Source organism: Spongiibacter sp. C9W (assembly GCF_057370015.1).
In genome coordinates this window covers 947,466-964,730 of the sequence record NZ_CM170672.1, presented here as the reverse complement: position 1 = coordinate 964,730, position 17,265 = coordinate 947,466, and the positions used below count along the sequence as shown (strand labels likewise).

Sequence of the window (17,265 nt, the reverse complement as noted above, 5' to 3'; positions counted from 1 at the left end):
AATGGCGCGTGTTTATAATTTTTGCGCAGGACCTGCGGCAATTCCCGAGGCAGTGCTGAGCCAGGCGAAGGATGAATTGCTGGATTGGAGAGGCCGCGGCTTATCGGTGATGGAAATGAGTCACCGTTCAGAAGAGATGGTCTCTATTGCCAGTGAAGCAGAAGCAGATTTGCGTGAACTGATGGGCATCAGCGACGACTATGCGGTGTTATTCCTGCAAGGTGGCGCCAGCTCACAGTTTTCAGCAGTGCCACTGAACCTGTGCGAAGAGGGTGCCACGGTTGACTATGTGAACACCGGGCAGTGGTCTAAAAAAGCCATTAAAGAAGCCAAGCGTTATGCCAACGTAAATGTTGTTGCCAGCTCAGAGGCTAATAATTTTGCCAGCATTCCTGCTTTCGACAGTTGGCAGCTCAGCGACGACGCGGCATACCTGCATTACACCCCGAACGAAACCATTGGCGGTGTCGAATTCTTCTGGACGCCTGAGGTGCAAGCACCGCTGGTTGCGGATATGTCATCGACCATCCTGTCTCGTCCCATTGATGTGAATCAGTTTGGTGTTATCTATGCCGGCGCGCAAAAGAACATCGGTCCGGCAGGCCTGACCATTGTGATTGTGCGCAAAGATTTACTCGGTAAGTCACGTGCGATCACGCCAACCATGCTGGATTACCAAACCGCCGCCGATAACGACTCCATGTACAACACGCCGCCTACGCTGGCGTGGTACTTGTCGGGCCTGGTCTTTAAATGGCTCAAGGCACAGGGTGGCTTGGAAGCAATGGAAGCGGTGAATCGCCGCAAGGCCGAAAAGCTCTATGGCTATATCGATGGCAGCGGCTTCTACAGTAACCCCGTTGAAGTGGCGAGTCGCTCGTTGATGAACGTGCCTTTTGTGCTGGCGGATAGTGGCCTCGATAAAGCGTTCCTGGCCGGTGCAGACGACGCTGGTTTGCTGAACCTGAAGGGCCACCGCTCGGTCGGCGGTATGCGTGCGAGCATCTACAATGCTGTGCCCGAGGCCGCAGTTGATGCATTGATCGATTACATGAAAGATTTCGCCAGAGAGAACGGCTAAGGTCATGACGAAGCCCGAAGATAAGCCGGTTGATCTGAACTCATTGCGTCAAGACATCGACAGCATCGACAGTCAAATTCACGCCTTACTCAATCGACGAGCACGGTGCGCGCAACAGGTCGCCGAAGTGAAACAGCGTGAGTTTGAGGCCGCGAAGCAGTTTGAGTCAGACAAGGGCAGCAGCAGTGCCCAGCAGCTACTGTTTTATCGGCCCGAGCGCGAGGCGCAAGTGTTGGCGCGGGTTAAGGAAGCAAATCAGGGGCCGCTGGCAGACGATACGGTTGCCTATATCTTTCGGGAGATTATGTCGGCCTGTTTGGCCTTAGAAAAACCCATGGAAGTGGCCTATCTGGGGCCGGAAGGCACGTTCACCCAAGCGGCAGCGCTCAAGCACTTCGGCCATGCGGTAATTAGTGTTCCCCAGGCGACCATTGACGGTGTGTTTTCACAGGTGGAATCCGGGCAGTGCCATTACGGCGTTGTTCCTGTGGAAAACTCCACTGAGGGGATGGTGTCTCATACCCTCGACGCCTTCATGAACTCGCCGTTGAAGATTTGTGGTGAAGTGGAACTGCGGGTTCGGCTCAATTTGTTGGTCGGTGAAGGTGGCAGCGAACAAGCGATTACGCGAATTTGTGCGCACCAGCAGGCATTGGCACAAAGCCGTCGCTGGCTGGATGCAAATTTCCCAAATGTTGAACGCGTCGCGGTCAGCAGTAATGGCGAAGCCGCAAGAATGGCTGCGGAGCAAAAGGGCATTGCTGCGATAGCCGGCGACCTGGCGGCGCAACAATACGGCCTGAGCAAGCTGGCGGTGAATATTGAAGATCAGCCTGACAACACCACGCGGTTCTTGGTGATTGGCAAGGAAGATGTGTCTGCCAGCGGCCGGGATAAAACGTCGATTGTGGTGTCTGCCCACAACCGCCCCGGCGCCCTGTTCAAACTGCTCGAACCCTTCGAGCAGGCTAATGTCATGTTAACCCGCATCGACACCCGCCCGTCGCGGACGGAGACCTGGACTTACGTCTTTTTTATCGAGTTTGAAGGCCATCAGAATGACCCGAAAGTAGCCGATATTCTCGATACCATCGCCCAGCAAACGGTGATGTGTAAAATTCTTGGCTCATACCCCAAGGCGGCTTTGTAAGCCTTGGCACTCGATTTACAGAGGCACTAGCATGACCTGCGATTTTATTGCCCAGGCCAACGAAGGTATTCAGGGTTTACAGCCCTATCAGCCCGGCAAGCCGATAGAGGAATTGGAGCGCGAGCTCGGCCTGAGCGACGTTGTAAAGTTGGCCAGCAACGAAAACCCGCTGGGTGCGCCTGGCTCGGCGCTGTCTGCCTATGCCGCGGCGGCAGCACAGCTCCACCTTTATCCGGATGCCGGCGGTTTTGCCTTAAAGTCGCTGCTAGCGGAGTCCCTGGGTGTGGAGTCCGCGCAGCTGACCCTGGGCAACGGTTCAAATGACGTGTTGGATCTGCTCGGCAGAGTATTTCTGGATGCCGAGAGCAGCGCTGTGTTTTCGCAGTATGCCTTTATTGTGTACCCCATTGCGGTGCAGGCGGCTGGTGCCCAAGCGCGAATTGCGCCTGCCAAAGACTGGGGGCACGACCTTGACGCGATGGCGGCGTTGATCGATAACACAACGCGGCTGGTTTTTATCGCCAATCCGAATAATCCGACAGGCACTTGGCTCAATGAGCAAGCCCTGCGCGGGTTTATGGCAGCGGTTCCCGAGAACGTTGTGGTGGTGTTGGATGAAGCCTACTGCGAATACGTGGATGAAGCGGCGTACCCAGATAGCATTGCGATGCTAGCGGACTACCCAAATTTGGTTGTCACTCGGACGTTTTCAAAGGCCTATGGGCTGGCCGGATTGCGGGTAGGTTATGCAATTAGTCACCCCGATATTGCCGATTTACTGAACCGTGTGCGCGCACCCTTCAATGTTAGTGTGCCGGCAATGGCAGCCGCGGCCGCTGCTTACCGCGATCACGAGTATCTGCAGCAAAGCCGCGAGGTAAACACCGCGGGACGAGAGCAGCTTGTCGCCGCTTTTGATGAGCTCGGCCTGCCTTATATTCCTTCGGTGGGTAATTTCATTACCGTCGAAATGCCCAGCGATGCTATGCCGTACTACCAGGCCTTGCTTGAGAAGGGCGTGATTGTGCGTCCGATTGGTGTTTACGGTATGCCGAGGCACTTACGGGTGTCGATCGGCCTAGAGCAAGAAAATCAGCGCTTTATTAGTGCCCTGAAAGAGGTGTTGGCTCCGGCGTGAAGATTGGCAAGTTAACCATTATTGGCCTTGGCTTAATGGGCGGCTCGTTGGCCAAGGCATTGAAGGCCAAGGGTGTTGTCGAACATGTTTGGGCAACGGGGCGGCGCGCCGCCTCATTAGAGCGCGGCTTGGCCCTGGGTGTGATTGATCACTGGACGCTGGATTTAGCCGAGGCGGTTCGCGATGCCGATGTGGTACTCATTGCTACGCCTACGCTGGTTGCCGAGCAAGTGATGGCCGACCTCGCGCCGCTGCTCAGCGAGCGCACGATTGTGACTGATGTGGCCAGTGTAAAGGGAAATATTCTTCGCGCGGCGGAGTCAGTGTTCGGTGAGCTGCCGGCGCGTTTCGTATTGGCTCACCCGATTGCCGGGTCTGAGCAAAGCGGCGTAGAGGCGGCAAAGACGGATCTCTTTGTCGATCATCGGGTGATTCTCACGCCGCTGGACAGTAATGATGCTGATGCCGTCGCGACAGTTCGCGAAATGTGGCAACACGCCGGGGCAGAAGTTGTCGATATGGCGGTTGATGAGCACGACGCCGTGCTGGCGGCGACCAGCCATTTGCCTCACGTATTGGCCTACACCCTGGTTGACGCGCTGGCTGCCAGTGGCAGCGCCGCCGATATCTTCCGTTTCGCTGCCGGGGGATTTCGCGACTTTACGCGCATCGCCTCCAGCGACCCAACGATGTGGCACGATATTGTATTGGCGAACCGCCAAGCGATTCTTAACGGCCTGGATACCTTTGCCGATCATTTGACCGAGGTTCGCCAGCTTATTGCGGACTCGGATGGCCCCGCGATTAAACAAGTCTTTAGTCGCGCCAAACAGGCGCGAGATGAGCACTTTCTCGGGCAGTACATGGTCGGGCGCAAGCAAACTAAATCTTAACGTACAGCAGAGACAATACTTGTGGAATTTCTAGCTCAACCCGGTGGTGCGGTGAACGGCACCGTTCGGGTTCCTGGTGATAAATCGATCTCCCATCGCTCCATTATGTTCGGTGCTATCGCCGACGGCACAACCACCGTTGAGGGCTTTCTTGAGGGTGAAGATGCGCTGTCCACGCTGAAGGCCTTTCAAGCGATGGGTGTCGAGATAGAGGGGCCTGATGCCGGTCGCGTGACGATCCACGGTGTCGGTCGAGACGGCCTTCAGGCGCCAGCGGGCGAGCTGTATATGGGTAATTCCGGTACCTCCATGCGCCTATTGGCGGGCCTGCTGGCGGGGCAACCGTTTGACGTGACGATGACCGGCGATGTGTCGTTAAGTAAACGACCGATGGAGCGTGTGGCGGCGCCGCTGCGTGAAATGGGCGCGGTGGTTGAAACCGCAGAAGGCGGGCGTCCGCCCTTAACCCTGCGCGGTGGCCAACAGCTTAAGGCGATAGACTATGTGTTGCCTATGGCCAGCGCCCAGGTGAAATCCTGTGTCTTGCTTGCCGGTATGTATGCCGAGGGCGAAACGCGCACCACCGAGCCTGCGCCAACCCGTGATCACAGCGAGCGTATGCTGAAAGGCTTTGGTTATCCGGTGGCAGTCAACGGTGCCACGGCAACGTTGAGCGGGGGGCATCGCTTGAAGGCGGTACATATAGATGTGCCTGCCGATATCTCCTCTGCGGCCTTTTTCATGGTGGCGGCCAGTATTGCTCCCGGTGCAGATTTAACGCTGCAGCATGTGGGTATTAACCCTACCCGCGTCGGTATTATTAATATTCTGCGGGAGATGGGCGGCGACATTACCCTGAGCAATGAGCGCGAGGTAGGCGGTGAGCCGGTTGCCGATATACGTGTTCGCTACGCACCGCTCAAGGGCATCGACATTCCTGAAGAGCAAGTGCCTTTAGCCATCGACGAATTCCCCGTGCTGTTTGTCGCCGCGGCCTGCGCCGAGGGGCGTACCGTGCTGCGCGGCGCGGAAGAGTTGCGGGTAAAGGAGAGTGACCGCATTCAAGTCATGGCCGATGGCTTGGTCTCTTTGGGTGTGAATGCGGAGGCGACGCCTGACGGCATCATTATCGATGGCGGTCCGATAGGCGGTGGCCGCGTGAATAGCCATCACGATCACCGCATTGCTATGTCGTTCTCTGTCGCTGCGCTGCGAGCAAGCGATACCATTCATATCGAAGACTGCGACAACGTCGCTACCTCCTTCCCCAACTTTGTTGAGTTGGCGACGCAAGTCGGTATGCGGATTGAGGTGTGCAAATGACCCTTCCCGTGATTTGTATTGATGGCCCCAGTGGTTCGGGCAAAGGCACGCTCTGTCAGATGCTGGCACTCAAGTTGGGCTGGCATTTACTCGACAGTGGCGCGTTGTATCGCCTGGTGGGGATGGCGGCTGATAAACATCAAGTGGATTTTTCCGATGAACAGGCGGTGGCGGCTTTGGCGGCGGATTTAGATGTTGCCTTCCTGCCTGGCCAAGCCGGTGAGCCGAGTCGGGTGATGCTAGAGGGTGTGGATGTCAGCGGTGAGCTTCGTGCTGAAACCACTGGACTGCTGGCGTCGAAGGTTGCGGTGCTGCCCGCTGTTCGACAGGCATTGCTGCAGCGCCAGCGTGACTTTGTGCAAGCGCCAGGCCTGGTTGCCGATGGCCGTGATATGGGAACCGTTGTTTTCCCGGACTCACCATTGAAGGTGTTTCTTACCGCCAGTGCCGAGGAGCGCGCACGTCGTCGCTACAAGCAGTTGAAAGACAAGGGCGATAGTGTTAACCTCGCGACCCTTTTAAAAGAGATCCAAGAGCGTGATCGGCGTGACTCTGAGCGCGAGCATTCACCGCTTAAGCCAGCGGACGATGCGGTGCTGATAGACAGCAGCTCACTGGGGATCGAGCAAGTTTTTGAGCGGGTACTCACGGAAGTGAGTGCGCGTTTTTCTGCGTGTTGAGCGCAGTAGTTGTTTCTAAGGGTGTTTCCGGCGGTGTTAAAGCCAGCTAGTCGTCGGAAGGACTTTAAAAAACTGACCCGCGTTAGCTGGTAATGCGGCGATATGGTGGTTATACCACTGCTAATTTCAGGTAATGACTAATGAGCGAAAGCTTTGCTGAACTGTTTGAAGAAAGTTTAAAAACGATCGATATGAAGCCCGGTTCTATCGTAACCGGCGTAGTTATCGATATCGACAGCGACTGGGTAACCGTACACGCTGGTCTGAAGTCGGAAGGGGTTATCCCTCGCGATCAATTCGTTGCTGAAGGCGGCGATTTCTCTCTGCAAATTGGCGACGAGGTGCAGGTTGCACTGGAGTCTGTTGAAGATGGTTTCGGTGAAACCCGTCTGTCTCGCGAGAAAGCAAAGCGCGCCGAAGCATGGACCGCACTGGAAGCTGCCTACGAGGCGGAAGAAACAGTAACCGGTATCATTAACGGCAAAGTAAAAGGTGGTTTCACCGTCGACATCAACAGCATCCGCGCGTTCCTGCCCGGCTCATTGGTTGATGTACGCCCCGTGCGCGACACCGCTCACCTGGAAGGCAAAGAACTCGAATTTAAAGTGATCAAGCTGGACCAGAAGCGCAACAACGTTGTTGTTTCTCGTCGTGCAGTTCTGGAAAGTGTTAATAGCGAAGAGCGCGAAGCCCTGCTGGAATCTCTGCAAGAAGGCATGGTTGTTAAAGGTATCGTTAAGAACCTGACCGACTACGGTGCATTCGTAGATCTGGGCGGCATCGACGGCCTGCTGCACATCACTGACATGGCTTGGAAGCGCATTAAGCACCCAAGCGAAATCGTTAACGTTGGCGATGAAATTGACGTTCGCATCCTCAAGTTCGACCGCGAGCGCAACCGCGTATCTCTGGGTCTGAAGCAACTGGGCGAAGATCCCTGGGTGGCAATCAAAACCCGTTACCCAGAAAACAGCCGCGTGAAAGCCAAGGTCACTAACCTGACTGACTACGGTTGCTTTGCCGAGATCGAAGAGGGTGTTGAAGGTCTGGTTCACGTTTCTGAAATGGATTGGACCAACAAAAACATCCATCCTTCTAAAGTCGTACAAGTAGGCGACGAAGTAGAAGTGATGATCCTGGATATCGACGAAGAGCGTCGTCGTATTTCTCTGGGTATTAAGCAGTGCCAGCAGAACCCATGGGATGCCTTCGGTTCTCAGTTCACTAAAGGCGATCGCATCAGCGGTGCCATCAAGTCGATCACTGACTTCGGTATCTTCATCGGTCTGGACGGCAACATCGACGGTCTGGTTCACCTGTCAGACATCTCTTGGAACGAGAGCGGCGAAGACGCGGTTCGCAAGTTCAAGAAAGGCGACGAGATCGAGACCGTTATCCTGTCTATCGACCCCGAGCGCGAGCGCATTTCTCTGGGTATCAAGCAGCTGGAAGAAGATCCCTTCTCTGACTACGTTGCCGTCAACGATCGTGGTAGCATCGTGACCGGTACTGTTAAAGAAGTTGACGCCAAAGCCGCAGTTGTTGTGCTGGCCGAAGAAGTTGAAGGTGTGTTGAAAGCGTCTGAAATCAGCCGTGACCGCGTTGAAGATGCGCGCAATGTGCTGAAAGAAGGCGAAGAAGTTGAAGTTAAGATCATCAGCGTAGATCGCAAGAACCGCGCTCTGAGCCTGTCTATCAAAGCGAAAGACATGGAAGACGAGAAAGAAGCGGTTAAAGCCCTGCGCGAGAAGGAAACTGAAGCTGCCCCTGCAACTATCGGTGACCTGATCAAAGCTCAGATGGAAAGCAAGGACTAAGTCCTAATGCTGCGGGCATTCCCTTGTGAATGCCCGTAACATACTGGCTTATAAGCAAAAAAGTGCTAAGCTAGGCTTGATGTCGGAATTGACGGGATTAAGCAATGACCAAATCTGAGTTGATAGAGCTGATGGCTGAGCGTCAGCCGCAGTTATCTCACAAGGATATTGAACTGGCTGTGAAGACCATGATTGAGCATATGTCTCAAGTATTGGCGACTGGCAGCCGGATTGAAATTCGGGGATTTGGTAGCTTCTCTCTGCATTATCGCGAGCCTCGCATGGGCCGTAACCCTAAAACGGGCGAAACGGTTCAGTTACCGGGAAAATATGTTCCACATTTTAAGCCGGGTAAAGAGCTTCGTGAGCGAGTAAACCAGAGTTTGATCTCGAGCTAAGGCAGCGTAGCTAGCCTTCTCTAAACAGAAACGGTATGGTCTTTGGCCATACCGTTTTTTTATGGGTGTCATGTCAGATGCAGATTCTTAAGTCCATCTTCCTATTGCTGCTCATCGTTGCTGTTATTGCATTTGGACTGCTTTTTAGCATCGAGAACACAGCGTTGGTCCCGCTCAATATCCTCATTATGGAGTTGCCGGAACAGCGTATATCGACTTGGATGATCGCCGCCTTTTTTACCGGCGGTGTCTGCGGGATGTTATCTGCATCGCTGTTAGTGTTGCGCTTGCAGGCGAGCAGAATGCGTTTGCGTCGCAGCTTGCGGCAGCCTTCAACCCCGCCTGTGGAGGCCGGTCCTAGCCGCTAGCAGCAATGGAGCTAATGCTACCCTTTACCTTATTGTTCTTTGCCACAGCGCTGGGTTGGCTGTTGGGGAGGCGCTCGCAGAGTCGTTCGGGGGGGGCGGGAAAAGATCGTGATGACGCCTATTACCACAGCCTGCGCTTTCTGCTCAGTGAGCAGCCTGGTACGGCTGTTGATGAATTCATTCAGGCCATTGCCGTCAATGAGCAGACCCTCGATACCCATCTTTCCTTGGCGCGATTAATGCGTGGCAAGGGCGAATTGGAAGCGGCTACGCGGATTCACCAGAACCTGTTGGCGCGACCCAACCTTCCCAAAAGTGGCTTGCAGCAGGTGCATCTGGAGCTGGCTAAGGATTATATATCCGCAGGCTTACACGACCGGGCTGAGCGACTATTGCGGGACTTGGTGGCGGAGGCGAGTGAGAACGAGGCCGAGGCACTCGACTACCTCCAGCAAATCTATCAGGCCGAGAAAGACTGGGAAAAGGCGATTGCCGTTGCGAGGCGACGCTTGCCCAAGCGTGGCTGGCTACTTAAACAAAAAACTGACAGCGATCCACAAGTTTCGGTGGCATTGAGTCACTATTATTGTGAGCTTGCCGACGAACGCGCCTCTGCTGGAGATTGGACTCAGGCGAAATCGATATTGCAAAAAGCGCGGGAGGCCGACGCCGAAAACCCGCGGGCGGCAATGTCATTGGCGAAGTTAGTAATGGACGAACAGCCCGAGTATGCACTGAATTTATTGCACGCTGTCGCGGAGGGGCAACCCGCTTATGCCAGCGAAATACTGCCGCTGTTTCGTGATGCTTTCAGTCGTCTTGCCGATGCGCCGTCATACTCTCAGGCGCTGCGTGCGCTGGCACAGGTGACGCAGAGCTCAACCTTGCACAACGAGGTGGCGAAAGACTTCGAGAGCCTTGAAGCGGCGCGGGCCTACCTTAAAGACGCGGTGTCTCAGCGGCCGACGATAAAATTACTGTTGGCGCTGCTTGAGCGGGAGTTGGACGCAAGCGAATCCGGGCGAGAGATTGTGTCCGAGTTACATAGTTTATGTGCAAGTCGACCCAGTTATTGTTGTCGACATTGCGGCTTTTCGGGTCGGAAACAACACTGGCTGTGTCCCAGCTGCGAGCAGTGGGGTACTATTGCGCCCATCCGTAGTAGCCAAGGCGATTAACTTTCCATGACCACGCATTCTCCTGTACTGGTTGCACTCGATGTCGCAACGGAAGAAGAGCTTCTTAAACTTGTTGATCAGCTTGACCCCAGCGAGTGTCGCGTCAAGGTGGGTAAAGAGCTGTTTACCCTATTTGGACCTAAGGTCTTGGATATCCTGCACCAACGCGGTTTCGAGGTGTTCCTGGATCTGAAATTCCACGACATTCCCAACACTGTGGCGGCGGCTGTGAGAGCGGCGGCTGAGCGCGGTGTGTGGATGGTCAATGTTCATGCCAGCGGCGGCTCGGCAATGATGAAGGCGGCGCGTGAGGCCTTGCAGCCCTATGGTGACAAGGCGCCGATTCTTATTGCGGTGACGGTACTGACATCCATGGGTGAGAATGAGCTGTCAGAGCTGGGCGTCGAGCGCAGCGCCGCTGAGCAAGTGAGTCATCTCGCCCGTTTGGCCCAAGACAGTGGCATGGACGGTGTGGTTTGCTCTGCACAGGAAGCCGAGAAACTCAGAGCAGAGCGTGGGGATGGTTTCTTGCTGGTTACGCCGGGTATTCGCCCCCGCGATAGTGCTAGCGATGATCAGCAACGCATTGCCACGCCGGAGGACGCCGTGCGAATGGGCAGCAACTATTTGGTTATTGGTCGTCCAATTAGTCGTGCCGCCGAACCCTTGGCCGCGCTACGTGATATTAACCGAGCACTCGGTGTCTGAGCTCACTCGCACGTCGATCGGTGATAATGCCTCTTCAAATTGAATTACGAATACAGGGAATAGAGCAGTAATGGCGGTAATTGATGTATTTAATGGTGATGCTGACGGACTGTGTGCGCTGGTGCAGTTAAGGTTAGCCGACCCCCAGGAAAGCCAACTCGTCAGCGGTGTTAAGCGGGATATCGCCTTGCTTGATCGAGTAGAGGCTGGTGAGGGGGACCGGGTAACCGTGTTGGACGTGTCGCTTGATAAAAACCGGGAAGGGTTAACGGCATTGCTGGCCAATGGGGCAGAGGTGTTCTACGTCGACCACCACTTTGCTGGAGATATTCCGGAGCACGCGAAGCTGTCTACAAAAATCAATACCGCTGCAGACGTCTGCACCAGCTTACTGGTAAACGGGCATCTGCAAGGTGAATACGCCCTGTGGGCAATTGTCGGCGCTTATGGCGACAACCTGCGCAAGAGCGCGCAAACCTTGGCTGCACAGCAAAATGTTGCCGAGGCGGATCTCGAAAAACTTGAGAACCTGGGAATCTATCTCAACTACAACGGCTACGGCGCCAGTTTGGATGATCTCCATTTCACACCCACAGAGCTGTTTGCAGAGTTGCTACCGTTCAGCAATCCCCTCGACTTTATTGCCGATTCGGCAGGCACGTATAGCAAGCTGGAGTCGGGCTACCACAGTGATATGACCGCCGCCGCGCAATTGCCGCCGGTTCGCAGCAGTGATATTGCGGCGGTTTACGTATTACCCAATGAGCGCTGGGCGCGCCGCGTGAGTGGTGTATACAGCAACGACCTTGCCAACGCTCACCCGGACCGGGCCCATGCGGTGCTCACTGAAAAAGCCGATGGTAACTATCTGGTTAGCATTCGCGCGCCGCTCAACAACAAGCGCGGCGCTGATGAGTTTTGCCGTCAATTCCCAACAGGTGGCGGACGAGCCGCAGCGGCGGGTATTAACGACTTGGCCGGTGATACGCTCGAACATTTTTGCGAGCAGTTCGAGACATTCTACCGGAGCCTAGCTGACTAAAATGCTCACCCTGGATGCTTGGCTGACACTGGCAGTGATCGCCGCCTGTTTGACGGCACTGATTTTCAGCCGGCGACCCGCTGACATGGTGCTGTGTGGTGGTGTCACCGTGCTGTTGCTGCTGGGCGTCCTAACGCCGGAAGAAGCGCTGGCGGGCATGTCCAATGAGGGTATGGTCACAGTGGGCGTGTTGTTTATTGTCGCCCAAGCGCTGTCAGAGACCGGTGTGGTGAGCTGGATTTCCAACAACGTGCTGGGGCGCCCCAAATCGGCCGGTGCTGCACAGCTGCGTTTGATGACGCCGGTGGCGGTATTTAGCAGTATTTTGAATAACACGCCGGTAGTCGCGATGTTAATCCCCGCGGTGCGGGACTGGGCAAAGCGCAATGGCTTGTCGGCCTCACAATTGATGATGCCGCTGAGTTACGCCGCCATTATTGGCGGTACCTGTACCCTGGTTGGCACCAGCACCAACTTGGTGGTGAACGGCATGATGCTGCAGGTACTCCCCGAGCAAGGGCTGGGCATGTTTGAACTGGCCTGGATCGGTGTGCCCTGCACCGTGCTGGTGATTCTGTTCATACTGTTATGTTCTAGGCGGTTACTGCCTGATCGTGGTGGCCAGGACGAGCGCTTTGGTGATACTCGTCAATACATCGTCGAAATGTTGGTCGAGCCGGGGAGTCCAGTGGTGGGGCAAAGCATCGAAGAAGCGGGACTGCGGCAACTGCCGGGTATGTTTCTCGTCGAGATCGTGCGTGCTCAGCAAATAATCACCGCTGTTTCGCCTAATGAAAAATTGCTTGCGAATGATCAGTTGGTATTTGCTGGAGACGTCCGTTCCGTTGTTGACTTAAAAAATGTTCACGGTTTAAAACTGGCGGAGAAACAGGTCTTTAAGCTTGAGGCCGGCAATCTAAACCGCTGCTTAGTGGAGGTGGTGATTTCGCACAACTTCCCTCAACTGGGGCGGCGCGTGCGTGATATGCGCTTTCGTAATCATTATGGTGCCGTTGTTATCGCGGTGTCCCGCAATGGCGAGCAACTAAAGGGAAAGTTAGGGGATATCGAGCTGGAGGCGGGCGATACGCTTTTGCTCGAAGCCCATGAGGACTTTGTTAGCAACCAGCGTTATTCGCGCGATTTTCTATTGGTGAGCGCCATTGAAAATTCTCGCCCTGTTCGTCATGAGCATCGCCTGCGTGCTTCGCTGATCATGTTGGGGATGGTTCTCAGTGTCGCATTTGGCTGGTTATCGATGCTTAAAGCCGCATTTTTGGCAGCGAGTTTAATGATCCTGACACGATGCATACAGGCGAATGAAGCCCGCCGAAGTGTCGATTGGCAGGTGCTATTGGTAATCGCGTCTTCGATTGCTTTGGGTGGGGCGATGGATAAAACCGGCGCGGCGTCAGCCATAGCGGAAGGTCTCGTTAACATCGCTGCGGGTTCGCCGGTCGCGACATTGGCGGCAATTTTTCTCGTGACAGCGTTGTTCTCCGCGGTGATTTCCAATCTTGCTGCGGCCGTTATCGTGTTCCCCATCGCCCTGGCGGCCAGTCAGCAGCTAGAGGTCAGTCTATTACCTTTTGCGGTAACCTTGATGATGGCTGCATCGGCAAGTTTTGCCACGCCGATTGGCTATCAAACTAACCTGATGGTGTACGGCCCTGGGAACTATCGATTTACCGATTTTTTCAAAATGGGGGTGCCGTTAACGGCGCTGGTAGGCGCAATGACGCTGCTGATCGTCCCACTCGTCTGGCCGTTTTAATCGCTGTTCAGCGCTGGCAGTATCGCTCAGTAACGCCCTTAACATTGTTGTTTTGCTCGAGTTTACGATGGTCGGTCACGGCAACGGCGACATCAATATTCGTGAAGCCATTTTGTACCAGTAGCTGGCAGGCCGTTTTGGCCAGGCTTTTGGCTTTGATCCGCTCAGTATTCGCGCTGAGCATCAGCCGGTTGTAGCGAAGCCATACGGCCTTGTGAGTAGCAAAGGCCGGGGTATTTTCAAAGTAACGTTGCATCGCCGTATGGCCGTCGCTAAAGGTGGGCTCTGCCATTCCTGAATACGGCAGAAGCAGCGCCATCGTTATTATCAGATATTTCATTCCTACCTCAGCAGCCCATTGCCAGGGGCAGTGTACCGCGTTAGTGCCTGAACCGGGAGCCTCCACAGCGGAGACTAGTTTGAGGCTGCTATGGCATTGATTGCTTTTATTGTGTCGTTATACTGATCCCCACCACTGAACAATAACAATAAACCGTTGTGGAGTGACTATGTCTCCTAGATTGCTATCGGTCGTGCAGGGCTTGGCCTGCGCCGCTATTTTGTTTCCTCTGTCATTTAGCTTGCATTCCGCGACCTTGGAAGAGGTCATCGTGACAGCGCAGCTGCGAGAGCAGAGCCTTCAAGATGTGCCTGTTTCAGTCAATGCGGTATCCGGCGAGAAACTGTTGGAGGCAGGGTTGAATAAGATTCAAGACCTCCAAGCCTATGTGCCGAATCTGACCATGTCAGAGAACGGTATTGGCACAGCCATATATATTCGCGGTATCGGCTCTGGAATTAATCAGGGGTTTGAACAGTCGGTGGGCATGTATTTGGATGGCGTTTACTACGGCCGCGCCCAGTTAGCGAGAGCGCCGTTTTTGGACCTTGCCCGCGTTGAAGTGCTGCGAGGCCCGCAGAATATCCTGTACGGAAAAAACAGTATTGCCGGGGCGATTAGCATTATCACAGCCAGCCCGGGAGACGAATTCGAGGGTTTTGTGTCGGCGGTCTACGAGCCGGAGTTTGATGAGGAGGTTATCGATCTTGCCCTGTCCGGGCCCATCAGTGACGCGATAGGCTTGCGCTTTGCAGCGCGAAAACGCGAGTTTGGTGGGTATATAGAAAATCTCACCTTGGGTCGAGACGAGCCTAACTATTCAGAAGAAACCGTCCGCCTCAAAGTACTTTGGGAAGCCTCAGACGAGCTGAGCCTGAGTGCGAAAATCGAGATTGGTAGTTTTGATGTGCTCGGCCGGCAAGTGGAGATCATTAACGACCAGCCTTCCGAAAGCACAAATCCGTTGTTTACCGGGCGTACTTACGCCGAGATAGCCGATAGCACCCAAGTACCGGGAGTGTTGGATATTGATAGTCACGACTCTGTACGCAATAACTTCCAGGACTTTAAGCGCTCTTCAAACGGTGACTACAGCAACAACGACACCATCAATGTGACGGTCAATGCCGATTGGTTTCGCGGTGGCCATCAGTTTACTGCGACGACGGCCTACGTTGCCTATGAATACGACGATCTCTGCGACTGTGACTTTACCGCCGCCGAGGGCTTTAAGCTGGTACTACAGGAAGACTATGAGCAGTTCAGTCAGGAGTTTCGTTGGATGTCCCCCATCGACGGCAACTGGGAATACATCGCTGGCTTGTATTTTCAGAAGAACTCGCTGTATTTTTTCGACAGCATCATCGTTGACTCAGACCTGATCGTGCAACTGCTCAACGCTGCTGATGCCACAGAAGGGGGCGCGCGGGGTGATCGCGACCCAAATCCCTTGGGTGGCTCGCCGGAGGAAATTCTCGGCATTGGTGATGCCGGTAATGCGATAGCGGGTTTAACCTCACCACGTGATTTTAACAGCGACTCCCTGCTGGGCTCAGGCTTTATGCAAGCGACCTGGAAGCTGCGCGACGACCTGCGCCTAACGTTTGGTGGGCGATACACCTATGAGCGCAAGACCGGTAGCCGCGAGTTTCGCTTCGGCAACCTGGACTACAGCGACCGCCCTTTCGGCGAGACCGATACCGTTGCCGCGATCAGCTTTGCCGCCGAGCGCCACGACCTTAGCGGCAAGCGAACGGAGTCCCAGCTATCGCCGTCCATTAACCTCCAGTTCGACGTCACCCCGGATGTGATGACCTACATCACCTGGAGCCGGGGCTTCAAATCTGGTGGATACGACGCTCGTTCCAACGCCTCGCCCAGTGCAGAGCCGGTTCCGCGCAACCCCAATGCTCCAGCGGATCCGAGTCCTCGTCCGGTATTGATTGGTACCTTTGAGTACGAAGAAGAAGAGTCGGAAAGTATTGAGCTTGGCGCAAAAATGTCACTGTTTGACGGCGCCGCAGAGTTTAATATCGCACTGTTCAATACCCGCTACGACAACCTTCAAGTCAGCATCTTTGACGGCACACTCGGCTTTAATGTCGGCAATGCCGCCAGTGCGGTAACTCAGGGCATAGAGCTCGACGGGCGCTGGCAGGTGACCGAGACTCTGATGTTGGCTGGCGCTCTCGCACTGCTTGATTTCGAGTTTGAAGACTACGAAAACGGTCAGTGTTTGGCGGGCCAGGCGCCCACCGCTGCTGATGGTATTAACTGTGATTACAGCGGCATGACTAACCAGTACGTTGCCGATTGGGCTGGCAATCTGCTAGCGGTATGGCGGGTGCCCATCAGCGATACGCTGGGTATGGCAATTAGCCTGGACGCGATATTTACCGACGACTACAACCCGGCGCAAAACCTCGATCCTGCAGTAGACCAAGACGGCTATGTGAAATGGAATGGGCGCATTGGTATTGGCGCTATTGATGAAACCTGGGATGTCGCTCTCGTGGGTAAAAACCTCACGGATGAAACCGTTATCACCTATGCCAGCGATACCCCCACGTCCTACACGATATTCGGTTCAAAGGGGCACTACGCCTTTCTCGAATCACCCCGCAGCATTGCCTTGCAGGCGAATTATCATTGGTGAAAAGTTTGCGGTAGTGCAGTGCTTGTGGAATCCCCGACGTTACTATGCTGACGTCTTATAAGCTGATGCGAGGTATCGAGCGCGTATAAAAATCGGAAAAAATCCGTTTTAGCGCAAGATTGTCGTATTGTCCGCGGAGTTTTCGGAAGCCCGCGTACGATACCGTCGGTTTTGTGCAGGTGAGGTCCGGGGTAAAAAATAGGCTGACTAACTATTAAAAATTGAGCAATCGTGCGTTCCGAAGTGTTCTGCCAACCTTTGATGGGATGGATACAGCTTTTTTGTTGATAATCCGCGTGCGCTCTCGGCCTAACGAGTATGGTTTTAATGGTTGAGCTTGCTGAACACCTCTACGACTTCTCCCCATTTAGAGCAAACTTTAGGTTTGATCAGCGATAATTTGGGAGAGCATGCTCATAAGAATAAAGAGCATCGACACGCCCGAACTGCTGGGGAAATGCCTGGCGGAAAAAGAGGCCGCCAGAGCCACAAATAATTCAGTGTTGCCAAGTACTATGGCGGCAAAAAAGTATCTTGGTGCTAGTTGGAAGGGGCAGTAAACTGCCCTGGTGAGAGTGCTTAGCGTCTTGGATAGCCTCGAGTGTGTCCCACAACGCTCTCCCAGCGACCAAGTCGACGACGAGAGTACGGTGCTACTTCCACGAGTTTTGGTTCATTACACTTACGCATAATCATCTCCGGATTCTTAAACCTGGGTT

15 protein-coding genes are annotated in these 17,265 nt (G+C 54.5%); 14 read left to right on the top strand and 1 reads right to left on the bottom strand.

The features are described 5' to 3' along the window. Window position 1 precedes the first annotated feature (1 nt). The 13 genes from serC (at window position 2) to AC2Q8J_RS04565 (ending at window position 13,550) form a co-directional block, all read left to right on the top strand. Window positions 2-1,081 (top strand): 3-phosphoserine/phosphohydroxythreonine transaminase, encoded by a 1,080-nt coding sequence (gene serC / locus AC2Q8J_RS04625; RefSeq protein WP_424146642.1) that lies wholly within the window; start codon window positions 2-4, stop codon window positions 1,079-1,081. Between the two features lie 4 nt (window positions 1,082-1,085). After that, a complete protein-coding gene (gene pheA / locus AC2Q8J_RS04620) occupies window positions 1,086-2,231 on the top strand; it encodes a prephenate dehydratase (protein WP_286836916.1) in 1,146 nt (381 codons plus the stop codon). A 31-nt stretch (window positions 2,232-2,262) separates the two neighbouring features. Further along, window positions 2,263-3,369, top strand: a complete 1,107-nt coding sequence (gene hisC / locus AC2Q8J_RS04615; protein WP_486452248.1) for a histidinol-phosphate transaminase — start codon at window positions 2,263-2,265, stop codon at window positions 3,367-3,369. Next, entirely contained in the window at window positions 3,366-4,262 is an 897-nt protein-coding gene (locus tag AC2Q8J_RS04610) for a prephenate dehydrogenase/arogenate dehydrogenase family protein (protein WP_424146724.1), read from the top strand. The genes hisC and AC2Q8J_RS04610 overlap by 4 nt, the downstream gene beginning before the upstream one ends. A 21-nt stretch (window positions 4,263-4,283) precedes the next feature. Continuing rightward, complete coding sequence (gene aroA / locus AC2Q8J_RS04605; protein WP_486452247.1) at window positions 4,284-5,585, top strand: 3-phosphoshikimate 1-carboxyvinyltransferase; 1,302 nt, start codon at window positions 4,284-4,286, stop codon at window positions 5,583-5,585. Next, window positions 5,582-6,265, top strand: a complete 684-nt coding sequence (cmk, locus tag AC2Q8J_RS04600; protein ID WP_486452246.1) for a (d)CMP kinase — start codon at window positions 5,582-5,584, stop codon at window positions 6,263-6,265. The genes aroA and cmk overlap by 4 nt, the downstream gene beginning before the upstream one ends. 140 nt (window positions 6,266-6,405) lie before the next feature. After that, window positions 6,406-8,082, top strand: coding sequence for a 30S ribosomal protein S1 (gene rpsA / locus AC2Q8J_RS04595; protein ID WP_204997050.1), 1,677 nt, complete (start codon window positions 6,406-6,408; stop codon window positions 8,080-8,082). Window positions 8,083-8,186: 104 nt separating this feature from the next. Then, entirely contained in the window at window positions 8,187-8,480 is a 294-nt protein-coding gene (locus AC2Q8J_RS04590; RefSeq protein ID WP_027872800.1) for an integration host factor subunit beta, read from the top strand. A 77-nt stretch (window positions 8,481-8,557) separates the two neighbouring features. Continuing rightward, window positions 8,558-8,848 (top strand): lipopolysaccharide assembly protein LapA domain-containing protein, encoded by a 291-nt coding sequence (locus AC2Q8J_RS04585; RefSeq protein WP_204997051.1) that lies wholly within the window; start codon window positions 8,558-8,560, stop codon window positions 8,846-8,848. Window positions 8,849-8,862: 14 nt separating this feature from the next. Beyond that, window positions 8,863-10,026: a lipopolysaccharide assembly protein LapB gene (locus tag AC2Q8J_RS04580; RefSeq protein WP_486452245.1), complete on the top strand. Its 1,164-nt coding sequence runs from the start codon at window positions 8,863-8,865 to the stop codon at window positions 10,024-10,026. 6 nt (window positions 10,027-10,032) lie between these two features. Beyond that, on the top strand, window positions 10,033-10,734 hold the full coding sequence (gene pyrF / locus AC2Q8J_RS04575) for an orotidine-5'-phosphate decarboxylase (RefSeq protein ID WP_288362913.1): 702 nt from the start codon (window positions 10,033-10,035) through the stop codon (window positions 10,732-10,734). A 70-nt stretch (window positions 10,735-10,804) separates the two neighbouring features. After that, on the top strand, window positions 10,805-11,776 hold the full coding sequence (locus AC2Q8J_RS04570; RefSeq protein WP_486452244.1) for a DHH family phosphoesterase: 972 nt from the start codon (window positions 10,805-10,807) through the stop codon (window positions 11,774-11,776). 1 nt (window position 11,777) lies between these two features. After that, window positions 11,778-13,550 (top strand): SLC13 family permease, encoded by a 1,773-nt coding sequence (locus tag AC2Q8J_RS04565; protein WP_486452243.1) that lies wholly within the window; start codon window positions 11,778-11,780, stop codon window positions 13,548-13,550. 7 nt (window positions 13,551-13,557) lie between these two features. Here AC2Q8J_RS04565 and AC2Q8J_RS04560 read toward each other — a convergent pair whose 3' ends face one another. After that, entirely contained in the window at window positions 13,558-13,890 is a 333-nt protein-coding gene (locus tag AC2Q8J_RS04560) for a hypothetical protein (RefSeq protein ID WP_486452242.1), read from the bottom strand. Between the two features lie 169 nt (window positions 13,891-14,059). Between AC2Q8J_RS04560 and AC2Q8J_RS04555 the strand changes: the two genes are divergently transcribed. Next, window positions 14,060-16,546: a TonB-dependent receptor gene (locus tag AC2Q8J_RS04555; protein ID WP_486452241.1), complete on the top strand. Its 2,487-nt coding sequence runs from the start codon at window positions 14,060-14,062 to the stop codon at window positions 16,544-16,546. Window positions 16,547-17,265: the final 719 nt, after the last annotated feature.

Coding starts and splice junctions, on each gene's coding strand:
- pyrF (WP_288362913.1), top strand. CDS start 10,033: ATGACCACGCATTCTCCTGTACTGGTTGCACTCGATGTCGCAACGGAA.
- pheA (WP_286836916.1), top strand. CDS start 1,086: ATGACGAAGCCCGAAGATAAGCCGGTTGATCTGAACTCATTGCGTCAA.
- AC2Q8J_RS04590 (WP_027872800.1), top strand. CDS start 8,187: ATGACCAAATCTGAGTTGATAGAGCTGATGGCTGAGCGTCAGCCGCAG.
- serC (WP_424146642.1), top strand. CDS start 2: ATGGCGCGTGTTTATAATTTTTGCGCAGGACCTGCGGCAATTCCCGAG.
- AC2Q8J_RS04560 (WP_486452242.1), bottom strand. CDS start 13,890: ATGAAATATCTGATAATAACGATGGCGCTGCTTCTGCCGTATTCAGGA.
- AC2Q8J_RS04580 (WP_486452245.1), top strand. CDS start 8,863: ATGCTACCCTTTACCTTATTGTTCTTTGCCACAGCGCTGGGTTGGCTG.
- hisC (WP_486452248.1), top strand. CDS start 2,263: ATGACCTGCGATTTTATTGCCCAGGCCAACGAAGGTATTCAGGGTTTA.
- rpsA (WP_204997050.1), top strand. CDS start 6,406: ATGAGCGAAAGCTTTGCTGAACTGTTTGAAGAAAGTTTAAAAACGATC.
- AC2Q8J_RS04555 (WP_486452241.1), top strand. CDS start 14,060: ATGTCTCCTAGATTGCTATCGGTCGTGCAGGGCTTGGCCTGCGCCGCT.
- AC2Q8J_RS04570 (WP_486452244.1), top strand. CDS start 10,805: ATGGCGGTAATTGATGTATTTAATGGTGATGCTGACGGACTGTGTGCG.
- AC2Q8J_RS04585 (WP_204997051.1), top strand. CDS start 8,558: ATGCAGATTCTTAAGTCCATCTTCCTATTGCTGCTCATCGTTGCTGTT.
- AC2Q8J_RS04565 (WP_486452243.1), top strand. CDS start 11,778: ATGCTCACCCTGGATGCTTGGCTGACACTGGCAGTGATCGCCGCCTGT.
- cmk (WP_486452246.1), top strand. CDS start 5,582: ATGACCCTTCCCGTGATTTGTATTGATGGCCCCAGTGGTTCGGGCAAA.